Raw genomic sequence first — 16,348 nt, 5'->3', positions numbered from 1 at the left:
TCTATCAATTCACTTCGCAAGAAACACAATGTTCCGTGCCCTATTGATTGCTCTACTTTTACTCTCAAACACGAGTAACGCACAACAGCTGCCTAATGCATCAGACGGTTTACAAGAAGAACTAATCACAGTTGACCTGGATAAGGATGCAAAACAAACCGGATTATTTTCAATTAAAAGCGGTTCTAAAAATCACCCGAGATTGGCTGTATTGATACCGGGCTATCCCTCCGTCTTTAGGCCAGTTGTTGAAAATGGAGTAATGATCAGCACAAAACTCAGTGGAAATTTTTTAATTCGATCAAGACGTCATCTTGCTGATGAATCAATCGCAATTCTCACTATTGATTGCCAATCTGAAAGTGGTGATGTCTGTTCAAGTAGCTATCAGGCAAGTAATGAGCGTCAAGCACATGTCCAAAAATTAATAAATGAGGTTAAAAAAAGGTATCCAACCATTCAAGAGGTGTGGCTAGTTGGCACTAGTATGGGAACCATATCATCATCTTTTATGCCAACATATGCTCCAAGAGCATACACTGGCGCAATTCATACGGCAGCGATTACGGAACCTTATGCGAGAAATTCGTATCGCGAATTAATTAATTTTGACTATAAAAAATCAGGGGCTCCTCAATTCTTTATTCATCATAAAGATGATCCTTGCTATTTAACAACATGGTCTGGCGCAAAATCCATTAGTGATAAGTATGGGGTTCCTTTAATTACTGTTTTTGGAGGTAGTAATTTTCAAGGTAATCCCTGTAATGCATTTACTGAACATGGTTTTAGAGGCAAAGAATTGGAAGTAATGCAGACTATTCGCGAAATTATTCTGACCGGAACTTCAAAAAACAGTGAAATTAAATAGACTGAGCTTGTCGAGTTGGAGTTTTGCTGGCAACTTTGAATGCCGTAAAAATAATCAAGCATTGAATAAAGGCAACACCTAAGAAAAGCCAATTGGGTCTACCAGCATCGAGCAAAATACCAAAGGCGAGGGGACCGACTGAGGCACCAAGATCGATGCCTGAGTAGACAATGCCATAGACTCGACCAGAGGCGCCTTGCGGCGTTGCTGACCGAATCATTAAATCGCGTGATGGTGCAGCGATACCTAAGCCAATACCAATCACAACAAACAAACTTGGAATCAAGGCGGCCGACACCAACTCTGCACCAATAATTACCGACATGAGTGCACTAACAAATAAACAGATCACGACCGTGCGTTCTGGCGCAGCAAAACGACTTGCCAAATAGCCACCCAACAGCATACCGCCTGCAGTACCAAGGGCTAACAGAGTTAGAAAAAAGTTTCCGGAGGCAACCGAGATTTCATAGGTCTTAAACAAGGCACTAGGGGCAAACGATTGAATACCCGACATGGCCACCATGCTAAAGAAGAAGAAAAGCCAGCATAACCAAACAGCAGGCAACTTTAAGAAATCAAAGGTTCCCAAGGGGGTATGGCTTGGGTCATCCTTACGCGCATTTGCTAAATTGCTAGCTTGACGCTCTTTTGCATCATCGGTTAACAAGTCACGGTTAAACCAAAGTAATATCAGAACCGATATCGCCAAGATGGCTGCTGCCATCATCGCTGTGCGCCAGTTTGCAAGCTCCGCGATAGCCACCATAAAAACTGGGGCTAGAGCCCAGCCTAGATAACCGGTGACCCCATGGAAGGAATACGCATAGGGCAGTCGTTTTGGTGAAATCTTATGGTTAATGAGTGTGTAATCAACTGGATGAAAAACACCGTTACCACACCCCATCAAAATCGCACCGATCATTAATCCTAAATAGCTTGAACTCACAGCATAGGTCACTGCCGATAAGGCCAATAATCCAATCCCAGCGAATAAGACTGGGCGCGCGCCTTTATGATCGACTAGAAAACCAGAAGATGCTTGCACGATGCATGAGACCACAAAAAACACGGTCATCAACAAACCAAGCTCGGCATATGACAAGCCGAATTCAATCTTGAGCCAAGGAAATAGTGGGGGAAGAACTAAATGGTAAAAATGAGATGTACCGTGCGCGAGGCTAATCAAGCCAATCGTACGATTATCACTGGAGTAAAAACTGCCTTGGGCAAGCGACATGGCACTAGTTTAGCGCCAGTCGCCCAATCCTCCAAAATGCTTAATGCACGAGACGCGAAAAGCTGAAATCGCCTTTTTTATCCACATCCACCGGAATCACATCCTGTGGGCCAAATTTACCCTCCAAAATCATCTTCGACACCGGATTTTCAATGTGTTGCTGAATCGCTCGCTTGAGTGGTCTAGCTCCAAAAACGGGGTCAAAACCAACCTCGGCTAATTTATTCAACGCTGCATCACTAATATCCAACTGCATATCAAGACGCGCTAAGCGCTCGGAGAGGTTTTGCAAGAGGATTTTTGCAATTGAGGCAATGTTCTTTTGATCAAGTCCATGGAATACCACAATCTCATCGACCCGGTTTAAGAACTCAGGACGGAAGTGATTCTTAAGTTCGCCAAAAACTGCTTCTTTCACCTCGGCTTGATTTTTGCCTGTCATGGACTGGATCAAATGGGAACCAATGTTACTGGTCATCACAATCACGGTATTTTTAAAATCAACCGTACGACCCTGACCGTCGGTTAAGCGTCCATCATCTAATACCTGCAGCAAAACATTAAACACATCAGGATGCGCTTTTTCGATCTCATCAAACAAAATCACACTATAAGGTTTGCGACGCACCTGCTCGGTAAGATAACCACCCTCCTCATAGCCAACATATCCAGGAGGTGCGCCAATTAAGCGAGCGACACTGTGTTTTTCCATGAACTCACTCATATCAATACGGATGAGTCGGTCATCACTATCAAACAAAAACTCAGCCAATGCTTTGCAAAGCTCCGTTTTGCCAACACCAGTAGGCCCTAAGAACATAAATGAGCCATAGGGTTTATTTTCTTCAGAAAGACCGGCACGCGAGCGACGAATCGCATCCGAGACCGCCCGGATGGCTTCATCTTGCCCCACTACGCGTTCGTGCAAATGCTCTTCCATCTTTAAGAGCTTGTCACGCTCACCTTGCATCATTTTGGAAACAGGGATACCAGTGGCGCGCGAGACCACCTCAGCAATCTCTTCGGCACCAACTTGCGTACGAAGTAATTTTGGCCGGCTAGTATCGTTTTGCTCTGCTTTTGCTTCAGCAGCGGCCGCTGACTTCAGCTTTTGCTCGAGCTCAGGCAATTTACCGTATTGAAGTTCAGCTACCTTCTCGAGCTTACCCTCACGCTGCAGCTTTGTAATTTCTGCTTTAACGCGTTCAATCTCTTCCTTCACGGAAGCAGCACCCAAAGCTGCACCCTTTTCTGCCTTCCAAATTTCTTCAAGGTCGGCATACTCAGCACCCAAACGGGTGATTTCCTCTTCAATGAGGTCTAGGCGTTTCTTAGAAGCATCGTCCTTCTCTTTCTTGACCGCTTCACGCTCAATCTTTAGCTGGATCAGACGACGATCCAATTTATCCATCACCTCAGGCTTTGAATCAATTTCCATTTTGATGCGAGAGCCTGCTTCATCGATTAAATCAATCGCCTTATCGGGTAAAAACCGGTCAGTAATATAGCGGTGAGAAAGCTCAGCCGCGGCCACAATCGCTGGATCGGTAATCTCAATGCCGTGATGCAGTTCATATTTCTCTTGTAAGCCACGCAGAATTGCAATCGTTGCCTCAACACTTGGCTCATCAACCATCACTTTTTGGAAGCGACGCTCTAGAGCGGCATCTTTTTCAATGTATTTACGATACTCATCCAGCGTGGTGGCACCAATACAGTGGAGCTCACCCCGCGCCAGTGCGGGCTTTAACATATTGCCCGCATCCATCGCTCCATCGGCCTTGCCGGCCCCAACCATCGTGTGGATTTCATCAATAAACATAATGGTGCGGCCTTCGTCTTTTGCCACATCATTAAGAACGGCTTTTAAGCGTTCTTCAAACTCGCCACGATACTTGGCACCCGCTAGCAATAGAGCCATATCCAAGACCAGGACGCGCTTGTCTTTTAAGGTTTCAGGTACCTCACCATTCACAATACGCTGCGCAAGACCTTCAACGATGGCGGTCTTACCGACCCCCGGCTCACCAATTAAGACTGGGTTGTTTTTGCTACGCCGCTGAAGTATCTGAATCGCGCGACGGATCTCGTCATCCCGCCCGATCACCGGATCGAGCTTGCCAAGTCTAGCGCGCTCGGTTAGATCAAGGGTGTATTTCTTTAGAGCCTCGCGCTGCCCTTCAGCATCGGCTGAACTCACCGACTCCCCACCACGAACTAAGTCAATTGCGGCCTCCAAGGCCTTGCGGCTCAGACCATTCTCACGAGCTGCTTTGCCAAGCTCACCTTTATCGTCTGCCAAAACCAATAGGAATAACTCACCCGCAATATATTGATCGCCGCGCTTACTTGCTTCTTTTTCAGTTTGATTGAGCCAGCTTAATAAAGTTCGGCCAATCTGAACATCACCTCCGGTACCCTGCACCTGAGGCAATTTGGCAATCATTGCCTCGGCCGCTTTTTCAAGGCCGGCAACATTAGTACCAGCGCGGGTTAGTAAGCTACGCGCCCCTCCATCTTGCTGGCGCAGCATAGCAAGGAGCAAATGCTCGGGCTCAATGAACTGGTTATCGTTACTTAGGGCAAGACTTTGTGCATCCCCTAATGCTTCTTGGAATTTAGTGGTTAATTTATCTATCCGCATGATTTAAATGAATTTATTTACTAATTAATAAGTCTACTTAGAATATGGGGGTAAAACCCCATTATTCAAGTTTTTTATTTCAATGCAACGTGCGATGGCTTGGTACCTTTACTTACTCGAATGCGCCGATGGTAGCTACTACGCAGGCATTACCAATAGACTTGAGGAGCGGATCGTCGCGCATAACCAAGGGGTTGGTGCACGCTATACGCGCGGACGAGGGCCGGTGAAGTTGCTAGAAGTAAAGACCTATCCTGACCGCTCGGGCGCATCTAAAGCAGAAAGTGCTGTTAAGCGTCTGCCGCGCTCACAAAAAAGAACATTCTTTGGTAGTCAGTCCTAGTTTTTAGTCCAGCGGGCCAAAGCCTCATCGTCTGAAATGCGAGCATCAACCCAGCGCGCACCATTTGGGGTGTCTTCTTTCTTCCAAAATGGTGCCTGCGTCTTTAGGTAGTCCATGATGAACTCGCATGCGGCAAAGGCCTCTCCGCGATGAGCGCTGGTGACGGCCACCAGCACAATCTGATCGAGCGGTTGCAAGGGGCCGACCCGATGAATAATTAGTGCTTGATGAAGATCCCAGCGACCCTTGGCCTGATCAATAATTGACTGTAAGGCTACTTCAGTCATTCCCGGATAATGCTCCAAAGTCATTTGCCGTACAGCAGTACCCTCATTTAAATCTCGAACCGTGCCAACAAAAATAGCGACTGCGCCAACGGTACCGTCACCACTGCGTAAATTGGCGATTTCAGTCGTTAGATCAAAATCCTGCTCTTGAATACGAACTGGCATCTTAGCCTCCTGTTACTGGAGGAAAGAAAGCAATCTCAGCACCCTCTAATAGAGTGGTGTCCGCACCGACCATTTGCTGATTGAGGGCGCAGCGCAACACTCGGTCTATAGACAATACATCGGACCATGGCGCACCTCGCATCGTTAAGAAAGCGCGAAGATCTGCAATAGTTTTGACCGAGTCGGGAATCACAATCTCTTCTTGCGACACACCTAAGCCCTCCCGAATCGAGGCAAAAAAACGTAGATGCAGTTTCATGGCGATGGATTAGTAAAGTAGTCCGCTAAAGGGGATATACCGAACCATATCACCCTTTTTAAATCCCTGTCCCGCAGGGCAATCAATCAAGCCATCCCCCCAAGCTGCGCTCGTCAGGACACCCGAGCTCTGATTGGGAAACAGGTCAAGGCCACCTTCTGCGTTCATTTTGACTCGCAAAAACTCATTACGACGATCTGGCTTTAACCAATCAAAATCCGCTCTCACCTGAAAAGATGGTGGCGTTAAATCGGATCGCCCTTGAAGTTTTAAGATAAATGGGCGAACAAATAGAATGAAGGTCACAAAGCTTGATACTGGATTGCCCGGAAGGCCAATAAACCATGCTTCGTGATTTGCCTGATTTTGTTTGCGAACCGCCCCAAATGCCAGTGGTTTACCTGGCTTAATGCCAATCTGCCACAAATCCAATCGACCTTCCGCATGAACGGCTGGCTTAATGTGATCCTCTTCCCCGACCGACACCCCACCCGACGTAATAATCAGATCATGATCTTCGCTGGCAGTCCGTAAGGCTTGCCGGGTTGACTCCAATCGATCGGGAACAATCCCGTAATCTGTCCCAACGCATCCCATGCTCCGAATGAGACCCAATAAGGTATCCCGGTTCGAGTTATAAATACCGCCGGGCTTTAAAGGTTCGCCGGGTAAGGACAGTTCGTCGCCCGTAAAAAAAGCTGCCACCTTCACCTTACGCTTGACAGGTAGCAGTGCATAACCAGCAGAGGCAGCAACGCCCAGGTGTTGAGGTCTCAAAACGGTACCAGCCGATAAAGCGACTTTTCCGACACTCAAATCCTCGCCGCGTCGACGAATCCACTGCCCTGCATTAGGGATGGTGTTAATTTGCACCAAATCCGATTGAGCCTGAGGTACACAATCTTCTTGCATCACAACCGCATCTGCCCCTGGTGGTATCGGCGCACCAGTGAAGATCCTAGCAATCGTCTTGGGCTTGAGCGGCTCACCGACCGATCCTGCCGGAATACGTTGATCCACTTTTAAGATCACGCCTGGCTCCGAAATATCCTGAGTAGCTAGCGCGTAACCATCCATCGACGTGTTATCCAAGGGGGGCACATCAACTGTACTCACAATATCCTTAGCAAGCACCCGCCCGAGCGCTTCTTGGGTTGGCACTAACTCTTGGGCCTCAACGGGCACAGGGTTCTTCAGTAGATGCGACAAAGCGTCGGCTGCACTCAGCAGCGGTGGTTTATTACTAGAGACTGGGGATGGGCTGATAGCCATGATCAATGAACGTGATCTTGGATAAAGATTTTTACCGTCGAGGTGCTAGCCGGCACATTCGTCACACGCTGTGGCTTATTTTTAATATCCTGAAATGCGGCTGGGCAATCTGCCGGACGACCCAATGCCTCTTGAATCGTCTCTTCAAACTTAATTGGTAAGGCGGTCTCAAGCACCAACATCGGAATCCCTTCTTGCAAATGCTCGCGCGCCACTTTAATTCCATCGGCAGTATGGGTATCAATCATGACTCCGTAGCGCTGATCAATATCGCAAATCGTCTCTAGACGATTTTGATGGGTACTTCGACCAGAGACAAATCCAAATAAAGAGATGGTTTTAAATGCCGGATCATTCGATAAATCAAATCCACCCTCCGTCTCGACTTGTTTAAATAATTGAGCGGTGCGCTTACCATCTCGACCAAGTAGATCAAAAATAAAACGCTCAAAATTGCTGGCCTTAGAAATATCCATCGACGGGCTTGAGGTATGCAAAGTCTCTGCTGATTTTCGTGCTCGGTAAACACCTGTTTTAAAGAACTCGTCCAACACGTCGTTTTCATTGGTTGCAACTACTAATTGCGCAATCGGTAAACCCATCATCCGGGCAATATGTCCTGCGCAAACGTTTCCGAAATTACCAGATGGCACCGCATAGGAGATTTTTTCCTCACTCGACGCAGTTGCTAACAAGTAGCCCTGAAAGTAATACACCACCTGCGCTAAAACACGTCCCCAATTAATTGAGTTCACTGTCCCAATTCGATATTTGGCTTTGAACTCCAAATCATTACTAACCGCTTTAACGATATCCTGGCAATCATCAAACACCCCATCAACGGCCAGATTAAAAATATTAGGATCTTGCAAGGAATACATTTGTGCCGACTGGAACGGGCTCATCTTGCCACGCGGCGACAGCATAAATACTTTAATACCCTCTTTGCCTCGCATGGCGTACTCAGCAGCACTTCCAGTATCGCCAGAAGTAGCCCCCAAAATATTGAGATCTTGCTTGGCACGCTTTAATGCGTACTCAAAGAGATTGCCCAATAACTGCATGGCCATGTCTTTAAAGGCAAGGGTTGGGCCATTCGATAAACTCAAGAGCCCTAACTGTGCTCCCTGCTCCTGACCCAACCAATGCACCGGGGTAATGTCACTTGCTGCGTCAGTGGGACGACCATTGCAATAGACCTGCGGAGTGTAGGTCTTGTGAAGCAAGACTTTTAAGTCATCAGCGGGAATATCGTCGCAATACAACCGAATAATTTCAAATGCTAAGTCAGGGTAAGACAGACCCCTCCAAGAATCCAACTGCGCTTTGGTTACTTGGGGATAGTGAGTTGGTAAATATAAACCCCCATCAGGTGCCAAGCCCCCTAATAAGATTCCCTGAAAAGTTTGTTCTGGGCTTGCGCCTCGAGTGGATTGATAACGCATATGTAAAAACTGGGTCTAGGAAAGATTTTCAAGACGAATTTTCACAATTTCACCGATCACTGTTTTGAGATCTTGCATCTCCAGCAAAGCGGCGGTCATATTCTTTTCTTTGGTCTCATGGGTCAAGATCACGAGGTCGGTCTGACTCTCCCCTTCCGCGGCCTCTTTTTGTAACAGTGCATCGATGGATACGCCATGCGCAGCCAAGATCCGTGTGATATCGGCTAAAACGCCAGCTTGATCAGCAACTGCTAAGCGCAAGTAATAACTCGTCGTTACTTCTGCGATCGGCAGGATTGGGGTATTTTGCAGAGCATCAGGCTGAAACGCCAAATGGGGTACCCGATTTTCAGGATCGGCCGTTTGTAAACGCGTGACATCAACTAAATCGGCAATCACGGCTGAAGCGGTTGGCTCCGAACCAGCGCCTTTGCCGTAATAGAGAGTGGTGCCTACGGCATCACCAAAAACTTGTACTGCATTCATCGCGCCTTCAACATTAGCCAACAAACGCTTCGCGGGGACCAGAGTCGGGTGAACGCGTAACTCAATTCCACTCGGGGTTTTCTTGGTAATCCCTAAAAGCTTAATGCGATAGCCCAATTGCTCAGCATACCGAATGTCGATAGCGGATAGCTTGGTAATTCCTTCAACATGTGCTTGCGAAAATTGCATCGGCACCCCAAAGGCGATGGCACTCATGATGGTTGCTTTATGGGCTGCATCAATTCCTTCAATATCGAAGGTTGGATCCGCCTCAGCGTAGCCCAAGCGTTGCGCCTCTTTTAATACCGTATTAAAGTCCAAACCCTTGTCGCGCATTTCTGACAAGATGAAGTTAGTGGTGCCATTAATGATCCCAGCAATCCATTCGATCCGATTGGCACTCAAGCCCTCACGCAACGCCTTAATGATGGGGATCCCGCCAGCGACAGCAGCCTCAAATGCCACCATCACTCCTTTGGCATGCGCCGCTTTAAAGATTTCATTGCCATGCACAGCAATCAATGCTTTGTTGGCAGTCACCACATGTTTTCCGTGTGCAATTGCCTCAAGAACCAAGTCCTTAGCAATGCCATAGCCGCCAATCAGCTCGACCACAATATCAATCTCGGGGTTCTGAATCACCTTTCGTGCGTCATTAACCACCTCGGCATGGCCCTGCACAAGCTCTTGAGCCCGCTGGGTATTTAAATCTGCCACCGTATGAATCCGAATGCCGCGACCTGCGCGCCGCTGAATCTCTTCTTGATTACGAGCGAGAACGGTAAAGACTCCGCTGCCAACGGTACCAATGCCAAGAAGTCCAACTTGAATAGGTTTCATCATGCTTTTACTGTGGTTGCGGCGACCGAATTGGTTGCGTGTTTCGTGCGATAACGCTCAAGAAAGTGAGCGATCCGCTTGATGGCCTCACGCAAGGTATCTTCATGGGGCAAGAAGGTAATCCGGAAATGATCTGGTTTGGGCCAATTAAAACCCGTGCCCTGCACCAGAAGAACTTTTTCCTCTTTGAGGAGATCGGCAATAAATTGTTGATCGTCTTTAATCGGATACATCTGCGGATCGAGCTTCGGAAACAGATATAAAGCTGCCTTCGGTTTAGCGACACTAACCCCAGGAATCTCACTCATGAGCTTATAGGCCAAGTCACGTTGACGAGTTAAACGACCATCCTTGGCAACCAAATCATTAATACTTTGGTAGCCGCCTAATGCCGTTTGAATCGCATATTGCCCTGGAACATTGGCGCAAAGCCGCATCGAGGACAGCATATTTAAACCCTCAATGTAATCGGCAACCATCGCCTTATCGCCAGAAACAACCATCCAGCCAGAGCGGTAACCACAGGAGCGGTAGTTCTTTGACAAACCATTGAAGGTAATGGTGACCACGTCGGTCGATAACGATGCCAACGAAATATGCTTCGCACCATCAAAGAGCATCTTGTCGTAGATCTCATCGACAAACAGAATCAAATTATGCTGACGTGCAACCGCAATGATTTCCAGCAATACCTCTTTGGAATACAAAGCACCCGTTGGATTATTGGGATTAATCACCACGATGGCCTTGGTGCGCGGCGTAATCTTGGAGCGAATATCGTTTAAGTCGGGTTGCCAATCCTTCGACTCATCACACAAATAATGATGCGGAGTCCCACCTGATAATGAGACGGCCGCAGTCCATAGCGGGTAATCGGGTGCTGGTACCAACACCTCATCGCCATTGTTCAAGAGTGCATTCATCGCCAGAACAATTAGTTCAGATGCCCCATTGCCGGTGTAAATATCATCTAAGGTAACGCCCTCGATACCCTTTTCTTGGCAGTACTGCATGATGGCTTTGCGGGCTGCAAAAATCCCTTTGGAATCCGAATAAGCAGACGCATTTCCCAGATTGCGAATCATGTCGAGCTGGATTTCTTCCGGGGGATCAAAGCCGAACACACCGACATTACCAATATTGAGCTTGATGATCTTGTGCCCCTCCTCCTCCATGCGTTGTGCAAGCTCTAGGACAGGGCCACGAATGTCGTAGCAGACGTTGTTTAGTTTGTCGGACTTTTGTATGGGTTTCACAATCGGATCTTCTACAGGGTTAAGCCATTGAAATTTAGGGATAATTTGCTAGCTATAATCCCTCAATTATGACAGAGCCTCAGCGTGAAGTTACATTCTGACCCACAATCTAGCCAAAATACGATTACCGGCTACGGAATTGGCTTTATTGAGGTCAATAAAACCCCGTATTCGCACGCCCTGATCGTTCAGCCAGATAACGTAGTGATAGCGTGGCCAGTTGAAGAAAGCCGCGAGCTCACGGAAGATCATTTCTCGATGATTGGCGCCCTGCAACCCGAGTTGGTGATTGTGGGCACCGGTAAGAGACAGGTGTTTCTGAACCCCCAAATTCTGCAACCGCTGATTAAGGCCAAAATTGGTTTTGAAATGATGGATTCCCAAGCAGCATGCCGAACCTACAACATTTTGATGGGCGAGGGGCGCAAAGTGCTTGCCGCCATCATCCTGGAGAAAAATTAGTTAGATGCTTGCTGAGCGCCAACTCACACCGCTCAATGCAGTTGCATTGTTGATTGTCTTCGTCCTTGCGAGCTTCTTATGGTTTGCCACCCTGGATTATCGGCATCTAATTCCGACGGACGAAGGTCGCTACGCGCAAATGGCCCGCGAGATGATGGTGAGCGGGGATTACATCACACCCCGTTATAACGACTATAAATATTTTGAGAAGCCGCCATTGCATATTTGGGCCTCGGCGATAACGTTTCAACTTTTTGGACTAGGGGAATGGCAAGCACGCTTTTGGAGCGGGCTGACTGGTTATCTCACCATTTTGTTGGTTGGATTTACTGCGGCCAAATTATTTGGGCGGGTTACCGGATATTTAGCGGTACTCATTTTGTTATCGAGTCCCATGTGGGTCGTAGGCGGGCATTTCAATGCGCTCGATATGGGCCTATCGGCTTTTCTAAATTTAGCTCTGTGCTCACTTCTACTGGCTCAACATGCCTATGAACAGCATCGCCCACAATCGGGTCGCTATTGGATGTGGGTCTGCTGGTTGGCAATGGGTCTTGCCACCCTATCAAAAGGACTGATCGGCATTGTGATTCCAGGAATGGTGCTATTTGCCTATATCGTGACGCGCTTTGACTGGAAAATTCTGGCTCGCTTGCATATTGTTAGCGGACTCGTAATTTTTTTAATCGTCACTGCTCCCTGGTTTATTGCTGTATCGATTCAAAATCCAGAGTTTGCTCACTTCTTTTTTATTTACGAACATTTCGAGCGCTTTACAGCAACAGCTCATGGGCGCACGGCACCAGCTTATTTTTTCCTGCCATTAGTGGCAATTGGCTTTTTGCCGTGGATGCCCCAGTTCTTTACGTCTGCATGGCAAACTCTCAGGAAGTACCGGATGGGTTCATTCTCGGCGCCATGGATGCTTTGGGCATGGTTTGCAGTCATCCTGATTTTCTTTAGCATCTCCCGCTCAAAATTACCAGGCTACATCATGCCGGTTTTTCCAGCCTTAGCCATTTTGGCGGCTAAGTCAATCGCCGATTACTTAGAGTCGCATGCGCATCTTTCCACTGGGTGGCGATTGCAAACCTTATTTTTTGCATTACTCGCGATCACCGGTTTCTTCTTTTTGTCCGAAGTCGGACGCAATGGTCAGCCCGATGAAGTGGATGCATATCAGGCTTACACCCTCTGGATTATCATCGCCCTGTCCTGCTTATTGGCATTTAGTTTGGCAGCAAGCCTCCTTGCGAAGCGCAATGCGCTACTTAGTATTGCCCTATTTGCTTTTGGCTTTTTCTTAACCGCCACCATTGCTGGAACGGGGCATGAAACTCTAGGTCGCGCAGTGTCTGGGTATGACCTAGCACAAAAGGTTAAATCACAAATCCCAAGCGATGCCAAAATTTATTCGGTTCGTTTGTTGGATCACACTGTTCCGTTTTATCTTGAACGCAATACCATTATGGTCGAGTTTACCGATGAACTAACCTTTGGAGCCAAGCAAGAACCTGAGAAATGGGTACCAACTCTTTCGGACTTCATCTCAACCTGGAATCAAGATCCCAACGCCTTTGCACTCATGAGCCCAGGCCAGTATGAGGAACTCAAAGCCCGCGGGCTTCCCATGGAGGAATTAGGTCGCGATAGTCGACGTGTTATGGTTCGACATCCACAAGAGCCTTTGCGACAATAGGCAGATGGAGCAAATGAGTCAGCCATTCATCCCCTTTACGAAGCCGACGATAGATGAAGCCACTATTACAGCGGTGGCAGACGTTTTGCGCTCTGGCTGGATTACGTCCGGCCCAAAGGTTTTAGAGTTTGAAGCTGCCTTGAGTGACTATTTAGGGGGCGCGACTGTTCGTTGCTTTGCGAACGGCACAGCCACCATGAAAATCGCCCTTCAAGTTGCTGGGATTGGTGCAGGCGACGAGGTGATCACGACTCCAATTTCATGGGTAGCAACCTCCAATGTGATCTTAGCTGTAGGCGCAAAGCCTGTTTTTGTTGATATTGATCCAAAGACCCGTAATTTAGATCTTAATCAAGTCCGCTCTGCCATTAACGCCAAGACCAAAGCCATCATGCCGGTATATTTGGCTGGCTTGCCTCTTGATATTGATGCCCTGTATACGATTGCAGAGAATCATCAATTACGTGTGATCGAGGACGCTGCTCAAGCGCTCGGATCTTCTTGGAAGGGATTGCGCATTGGTGCTAAAGGCCGGCATGATTTAGTGAGTTTTAGTTTCCAGGCGAATAAAAATTTGACGACTATTGAAGGTGGTTGTCTAGTCTTCAATACCGATCGCTTTGGCGGAGATCAAGTGAGTCTCGCTGAAAAACTACGTCTGCAAGGATTGGTGCGTCATGGGGCGGATGGCATGGAAGTCGATGTTTTAGGTGGCAAGGACAACTTAACGGATGTCAATGCCGTTATTGGCCTTCATCAATTAAAGCAATTGGATCGTTTTCAAGCCCAACGTGTCGCCCTCGCACGTCATTATTTTGATCGCTTCGAACAATCAGGTTTGAGCAAGATAGGTTTAGGCCTACCGGTCGCCGATTTTGTAAATAGTAATTGGCATATGTTCCAGGTCGTATTGCCCTTAGAGCGCTTAGGTCAATCACGCAGCCAAATCATGCTTGCCTTAAAAGAACGTGGCATTGGTACTGGGGTGCATTACCCAATCATTACCGGCTTTGCACTATATCGCGAGCGCGGATACTCTGTGCAAGCAACTCCGGTTGCCAATGCGATTGGTCAATCCATCTTAACTCTGCCGCTTTTTCCCACCATGACCAATGCCGACGTTGATCGTGTGGTCAAGGCACTACAAGAGGTTTTAGCGTAAACGCCTCTAGATCAGGCAAAATGGTGTCATGAACAGCTTTGCTCATCCACGCTTAAGTGTCGTGATCCCGGTTTATAACGAGGAAGAGGGGTTACAGGGTCTATTTGATCGCCTATACCCTGCGCTTGACCAGGTTGCGAGTCAGTATTCGCTGAGCTATGAACTCGTGTTTATCAACGATGGCAGTAAAGATCGGTCTGCTGCCATGCTCGCCATGCAGTATGAAAAGCGGCCTGATGTAACACGCGTGGTTTTATTTGCAAATAACTTTGGCCAACACATGGCAATCATGGCCGGTTTTGAATATGCGCGTGGTGAATACGTCATTACCTTAGATGCGGATCTACAAAATCCTCCCGAAGAGATTGGGAAAATTGTGCGTCAGCTCGAGGAAGGTCATGACTATGTTGGCACGATTCGAGAAAACCGCCAAGACTCCTGGTTCCGAAAGACGGCCTCGCGCGCCATGAATCGATTACGCGATAAGCTCACTCGCATCACCATGACCGATCAAGGCTGCATGATGCGTGGCTACCATCGTCGCATCATTGATTTAGTGCGGCAGTGTGAGGAGGCAAATACCTTCATTCCAGCACTAGCGTACACCTTTGCTAACAATCCAATTGAAATTACTGTCAAACATGAGGAACGGTTTGCTGGAGAATCGAAATACAGCCTATATCAATTGATTCGACTTAATTTTGATTTGGTCACTGGCTTCTCAGTGATGCCACTGCAACTCTTTTCGATCCTCGGCATGCTATTAGCCGGAGCAGCAGGCTCGCTGTTCCTTCTCCTTTTAATTCGTCGCTTTGTACTAGGCGCTGAAGTTGAGGGTGTGTTCACACTCTTCGCACTCACCTTCTTTTTAATTGGTGTCATGCTATTTGGCCTTGGCCTTTTGGGGGAATACATCGGCCGGATTTACCAACAGGTTCGTCAACGGCCCCGCTACATGGTCAGCGCCGTCTTAGAGCAATCTAAATCGTAGATCTTGAATCAAACACCAAAGCGCGCAGTTGTTTTTGCCTACCACGACGTCGGCGTTGTTTGTTTACAGGCTTTAATTGATGCGGGCATGCAAATTGATTTAGTCATCACCCATGCCAATGACCCCAACGAGACGATTTGGTTTAACAGCGTTCAAAAACTCTGTGAACAGCGGGGGCTGCCATGTCGAATCGTGCAACAGAGTGAATTATTAACGTTGCTGCCCGAGATGAAGGCGATTGCACCCGATTATCTCTTTTCTTTTTATTACCGCTTCATGTTGCCCACCGAGTTACTTGAGACTGCAAGCATTTCAGCTCTCAATATGCATGGCTCACTCTTACCGAAGTACCGCGGCCGCGCACCTGTGAACTGGGCGGTATTGCATGGCGAGACTGAAACGGGTGCAACCCTACACATCATGGAAGCAAAACCCGACGCTGGAGATATTGTCGGGCAGGTGGCTGTTCCCATTGAAATTCATGAAACGGGTAAAGAGGTATTTGATAAGGTTAGTCAAGCCGCAAAACAGGTGATAGAGAATGTGCTACCCCAGCTCATGCAAGGAGACCTTCCTCGCCAAGCCAATCGATTGGCAGAAGGTTCTTATTTTGGGGGTCGCAAACCCGAGGATGGTCGCATCGATTGGACCAAGTCAGCCATGTCGATTTACAACTTGATTCGAGCGGTGGCGCCGCCCTACCCTGGCGCCTTTACCGAATTGAGCGGGGGAAAAGTGATTCTTACCAAAAGCTCGCTTCCACTGGACCTTGGGGCAGACCTACCCCCCTCAATCGCAGCATTCCTCACAAAATCCGGGTTGGGGATGCATCTCGTCGATAATCGTTACTTTGGCCTGTGCGGCGATGGCAAGGTTCTTGAGCTATTTTTAGCATAAGAGTAGTCAGTCGTTGGCTTTTGAAGTTC

15 protein-coding genes are annotated in these 16,348 nt (G+C 47.8%); 7 read left to right on the top strand and 8 right to left on the bottom strand.

From position 1 onward, the window contains the following. Nucleotides 1–28: 28 nt before the first annotated feature. Complete coding sequence (locus QUE61_RS02815; RefSeq protein WP_286307472.1) at nt 29–871, top strand: hypothetical protein; 843 nt, start codon at nt 29–31, stop codon at nt 869–871. Here QUE61_RS02815 and QUE61_RS02810 read toward each other — a convergent pair. Beyond that, complete coding sequence (locus tag QUE61_RS02810) at nt 864–2,111, bottom strand: MFS transporter (protein WP_286307470.1); 1,248 nt, start codon at nt 2,109–2,111, stop codon at nt 864–866. The genes QUE61_RS02815 and QUE61_RS02810 overlap by 8 nt on opposite strands. Before the next feature lie 40 nt (nt 2,112–2,151). Continuing rightward, entirely contained in the window at nt 2,152–4,755 is a 2,604-nt protein-coding gene (clpB, locus tag QUE61_RS02805; protein WP_286307468.1) for an ATP-dependent chaperone ClpB, read from the bottom strand. A gap of 94 nt (nt 4,756–4,849) precedes the next feature. Here clpB and QUE61_RS02800 point away from each other — a divergent pair, with 94 nt between their 5' ends. After that, nucleotides 4,850–5,098: a GIY-YIG nuclease family protein gene (locus tag QUE61_RS02800; protein WP_286307463.1), complete on the top strand. Its 249-nt coding sequence runs from the start codon at nt 4,850–4,852 to the stop codon at nt 5,096–5,098. Here the strand turns inward: QUE61_RS02800 and moaE are convergent. The 6 genes from moaE to QUE61_RS02770 are packed head-to-tail and all read right to left on the bottom strand — an operon-like array spanning nt 5,095 to nt 11,108. Next, a complete protein-coding gene (gene moaE, locus QUE61_RS02795) occupies nt 5,095–5,550 on the bottom strand; it encodes a molybdopterin synthase catalytic subunit MoaE (protein ID WP_286307461.1) in 456 nt (151 codons plus the stop codon). The genes QUE61_RS02800 and moaE overlap by 4 nt on opposite strands. A 1-nt stretch (nt 5,551) precedes the next feature. Next, complete coding sequence (moaD, locus tag QUE61_RS02790; RefSeq protein WP_286307459.1) at nt 5,552–5,809, bottom strand: molybdopterin converting factor subunit 1; 258 nt, start codon at nt 5,807–5,809, stop codon at nt 5,552–5,554. Between the two features lie 9 nt (nt 5,810–5,818). Then, nucleotides 5,819–7,081, bottom strand: a complete 1,263-nt coding sequence (locus tag QUE61_RS02785) for a molybdopterin molybdotransferase MoeA (RefSeq protein ID WP_286307457.1) — start codon at nt 7,079–7,081, stop codon at nt 5,819–5,821. Between the two features lie 2 nt (nt 7,082–7,083). Continuing rightward, nucleotides 7,084–8,526 (bottom strand): threonine synthase, encoded by a 1,443-nt coding sequence (gene thrC / locus QUE61_RS02780; protein WP_286307455.1) that lies wholly within the window; start codon nt 8,524–8,526, stop codon nt 7,084–7,086. Nucleotides 8,527–8,541: 15 nt separating this feature from the next. Beyond that, a complete protein-coding gene (locus QUE61_RS02775) occupies nt 8,542–9,852 on the bottom strand; it encodes a homoserine dehydrogenase (protein ID WP_286308253.1) in 1,311 nt (436 codons plus the stop codon). Continuing rightward, nucleotides 9,852–11,108 (bottom strand): pyridoxal phosphate-dependent aminotransferase, encoded by a 1,257-nt coding sequence (locus QUE61_RS02770; protein WP_286307453.1) that lies wholly within the window; start codon nt 11,106–11,108, stop codon nt 9,852–9,854. The genes QUE61_RS02775 and QUE61_RS02770 overlap by 1 nt, the downstream gene beginning before the upstream one ends. 84 nt (nt 11,109–11,192) lie before the next feature. Here QUE61_RS02770 and QUE61_RS02765 point away from each other — a divergent pair, with 84 nt between their 5' ends. Genes QUE61_RS02765 through QUE61_RS02745 form a run of 5 tightly spaced genes read left to right on the top strand, consistent with a single transcriptional unit; the run spans nt 11,193 to nt 16,319 of the window. Continuing rightward, complete coding sequence (locus QUE61_RS02765) at nt 11,193–11,570, top strand: Mth938-like domain-containing protein (RefSeq protein WP_286307452.1); 378 nt, start codon at nt 11,193–11,195, stop codon at nt 11,568–11,570. Between the two features lie 4 nt (nt 11,571–11,574). Continuing rightward, entirely contained in the window at nt 11,575–13,269 is a 1,695-nt protein-coding gene (locus QUE61_RS02760; RefSeq protein ID WP_286307450.1) for a glycosyltransferase family 39 protein, read from the top strand. A 4-nt stretch (nt 13,270–13,273) separates the two neighbouring features. Beyond that, a complete protein-coding gene (locus tag QUE61_RS02755) occupies nt 13,274–14,431 on the top strand; it encodes a DegT/DnrJ/EryC1/StrS family aminotransferase (RefSeq protein WP_286307448.1) in 1,158 nt (385 codons plus the stop codon). Nucleotides 14,432–14,459: 28 nt separating this feature from the next. After that, nucleotides 14,460–15,422, top strand: a complete 963-nt coding sequence (locus QUE61_RS02750; protein WP_286307446.1) for a glycosyltransferase — start codon at nt 14,460–14,462, stop codon at nt 15,420–15,422. A 3-nt stretch (nt 15,423–15,425) separates the two neighbouring features. Continuing rightward, complete coding sequence (locus tag QUE61_RS02745; protein ID WP_286307445.1) at nt 15,426–16,319, top strand: formyltransferase; 894 nt, start codon at nt 15,426–15,428, stop codon at nt 16,317–16,319. The last annotated feature ends 29 nt before the right edge of the window (nt 16,320–16,348 follow it).

The sequence above is a fragment of the Polynucleobacter sp. HIN5 genome, assembly GCF_030297555.1.
In the GTDB taxonomy this organism is placed as follows: Bacteria; Pseudomonadota; Gammaproteobacteria; order Burkholderiales; family Burkholderiaceae; genus Polynucleobacter.
The sequence above is the reverse complement of the archived record's forward strand: the minus strand, read 5'-3'. Positions and strand labels throughout refer to the sequence as shown.

Coding starts and splice junctions, on each gene's coding strand:
- QUE61_RS02800 (WP_286307463.1), top strand. CDS start 4,850: ATGGCTTGGTACCTTTACTTACTCGAATGCGCCGATGGTAGCTACTAC.
- thrC (WP_286307455.1), bottom strand. CDS start 8,526: ATGCGTTATCAATCCACTCGAGGCGCAAGCCCAGAACAAACTTTTCAG.
- QUE61_RS02755 (WP_286307448.1), top strand. CDS start 13,274: ATGGAGCAAATGAGTCAGCCATTCATCCCCTTTACGAAGCCGACGATA.
- moaD (WP_286307459.1), bottom strand. CDS start 5,809: ATGAAACTGCATCTACGTTTTTTTGCCTCGATTCGGGAGGGCTTAGGT.
- QUE61_RS02760 (WP_286307450.1), top strand. CDS start 11,575: ATGCTTGCTGAGCGCCAACTCACACCGCTCAATGCAGTTGCATTGTTG.
- moaE (WP_286307461.1), bottom strand. CDS start 5,550: ATGCCAGTTCGTATTCAAGAGCAGGATTTTGATCTAACGACTGAAATC.
- QUE61_RS02785 (WP_286307457.1), bottom strand. CDS start 7,081: ATGGCTATCAGCCCATCCCCAGTCTCTAGTAATAAACCACCGCTGCTG.
- QUE61_RS02750 (WP_286307446.1), top strand. CDS start 14,460: ATGAACAGCTTTGCTCATCCACGCTTAAGTGTCGTGATCCCGGTTTAT.
- QUE61_RS02775 (WP_286308253.1), bottom strand. CDS start 9,852: ATGAAACCTATTCAAGTTGGACTTCTTGGCATTGGTACCGTTGGCAGC.
- QUE61_RS02810 (WP_286307470.1), bottom strand. CDS start 2,111: ATGTCGCTTGCCCAAGGCAGTTTTTACTCCAGTGATAATCGTACGATT.
- clpB (WP_286307468.1), bottom strand. CDS start 4,755: ATGCGGATAGATAAATTAACCACTAAATTCCAAGAAGCATTAGGGGAT.
- QUE61_RS02815 (WP_286307472.1), top strand. CDS start 29: ATGTTCCGTGCCCTATTGATTGCTCTACTTTTACTCTCAAACACGAGT.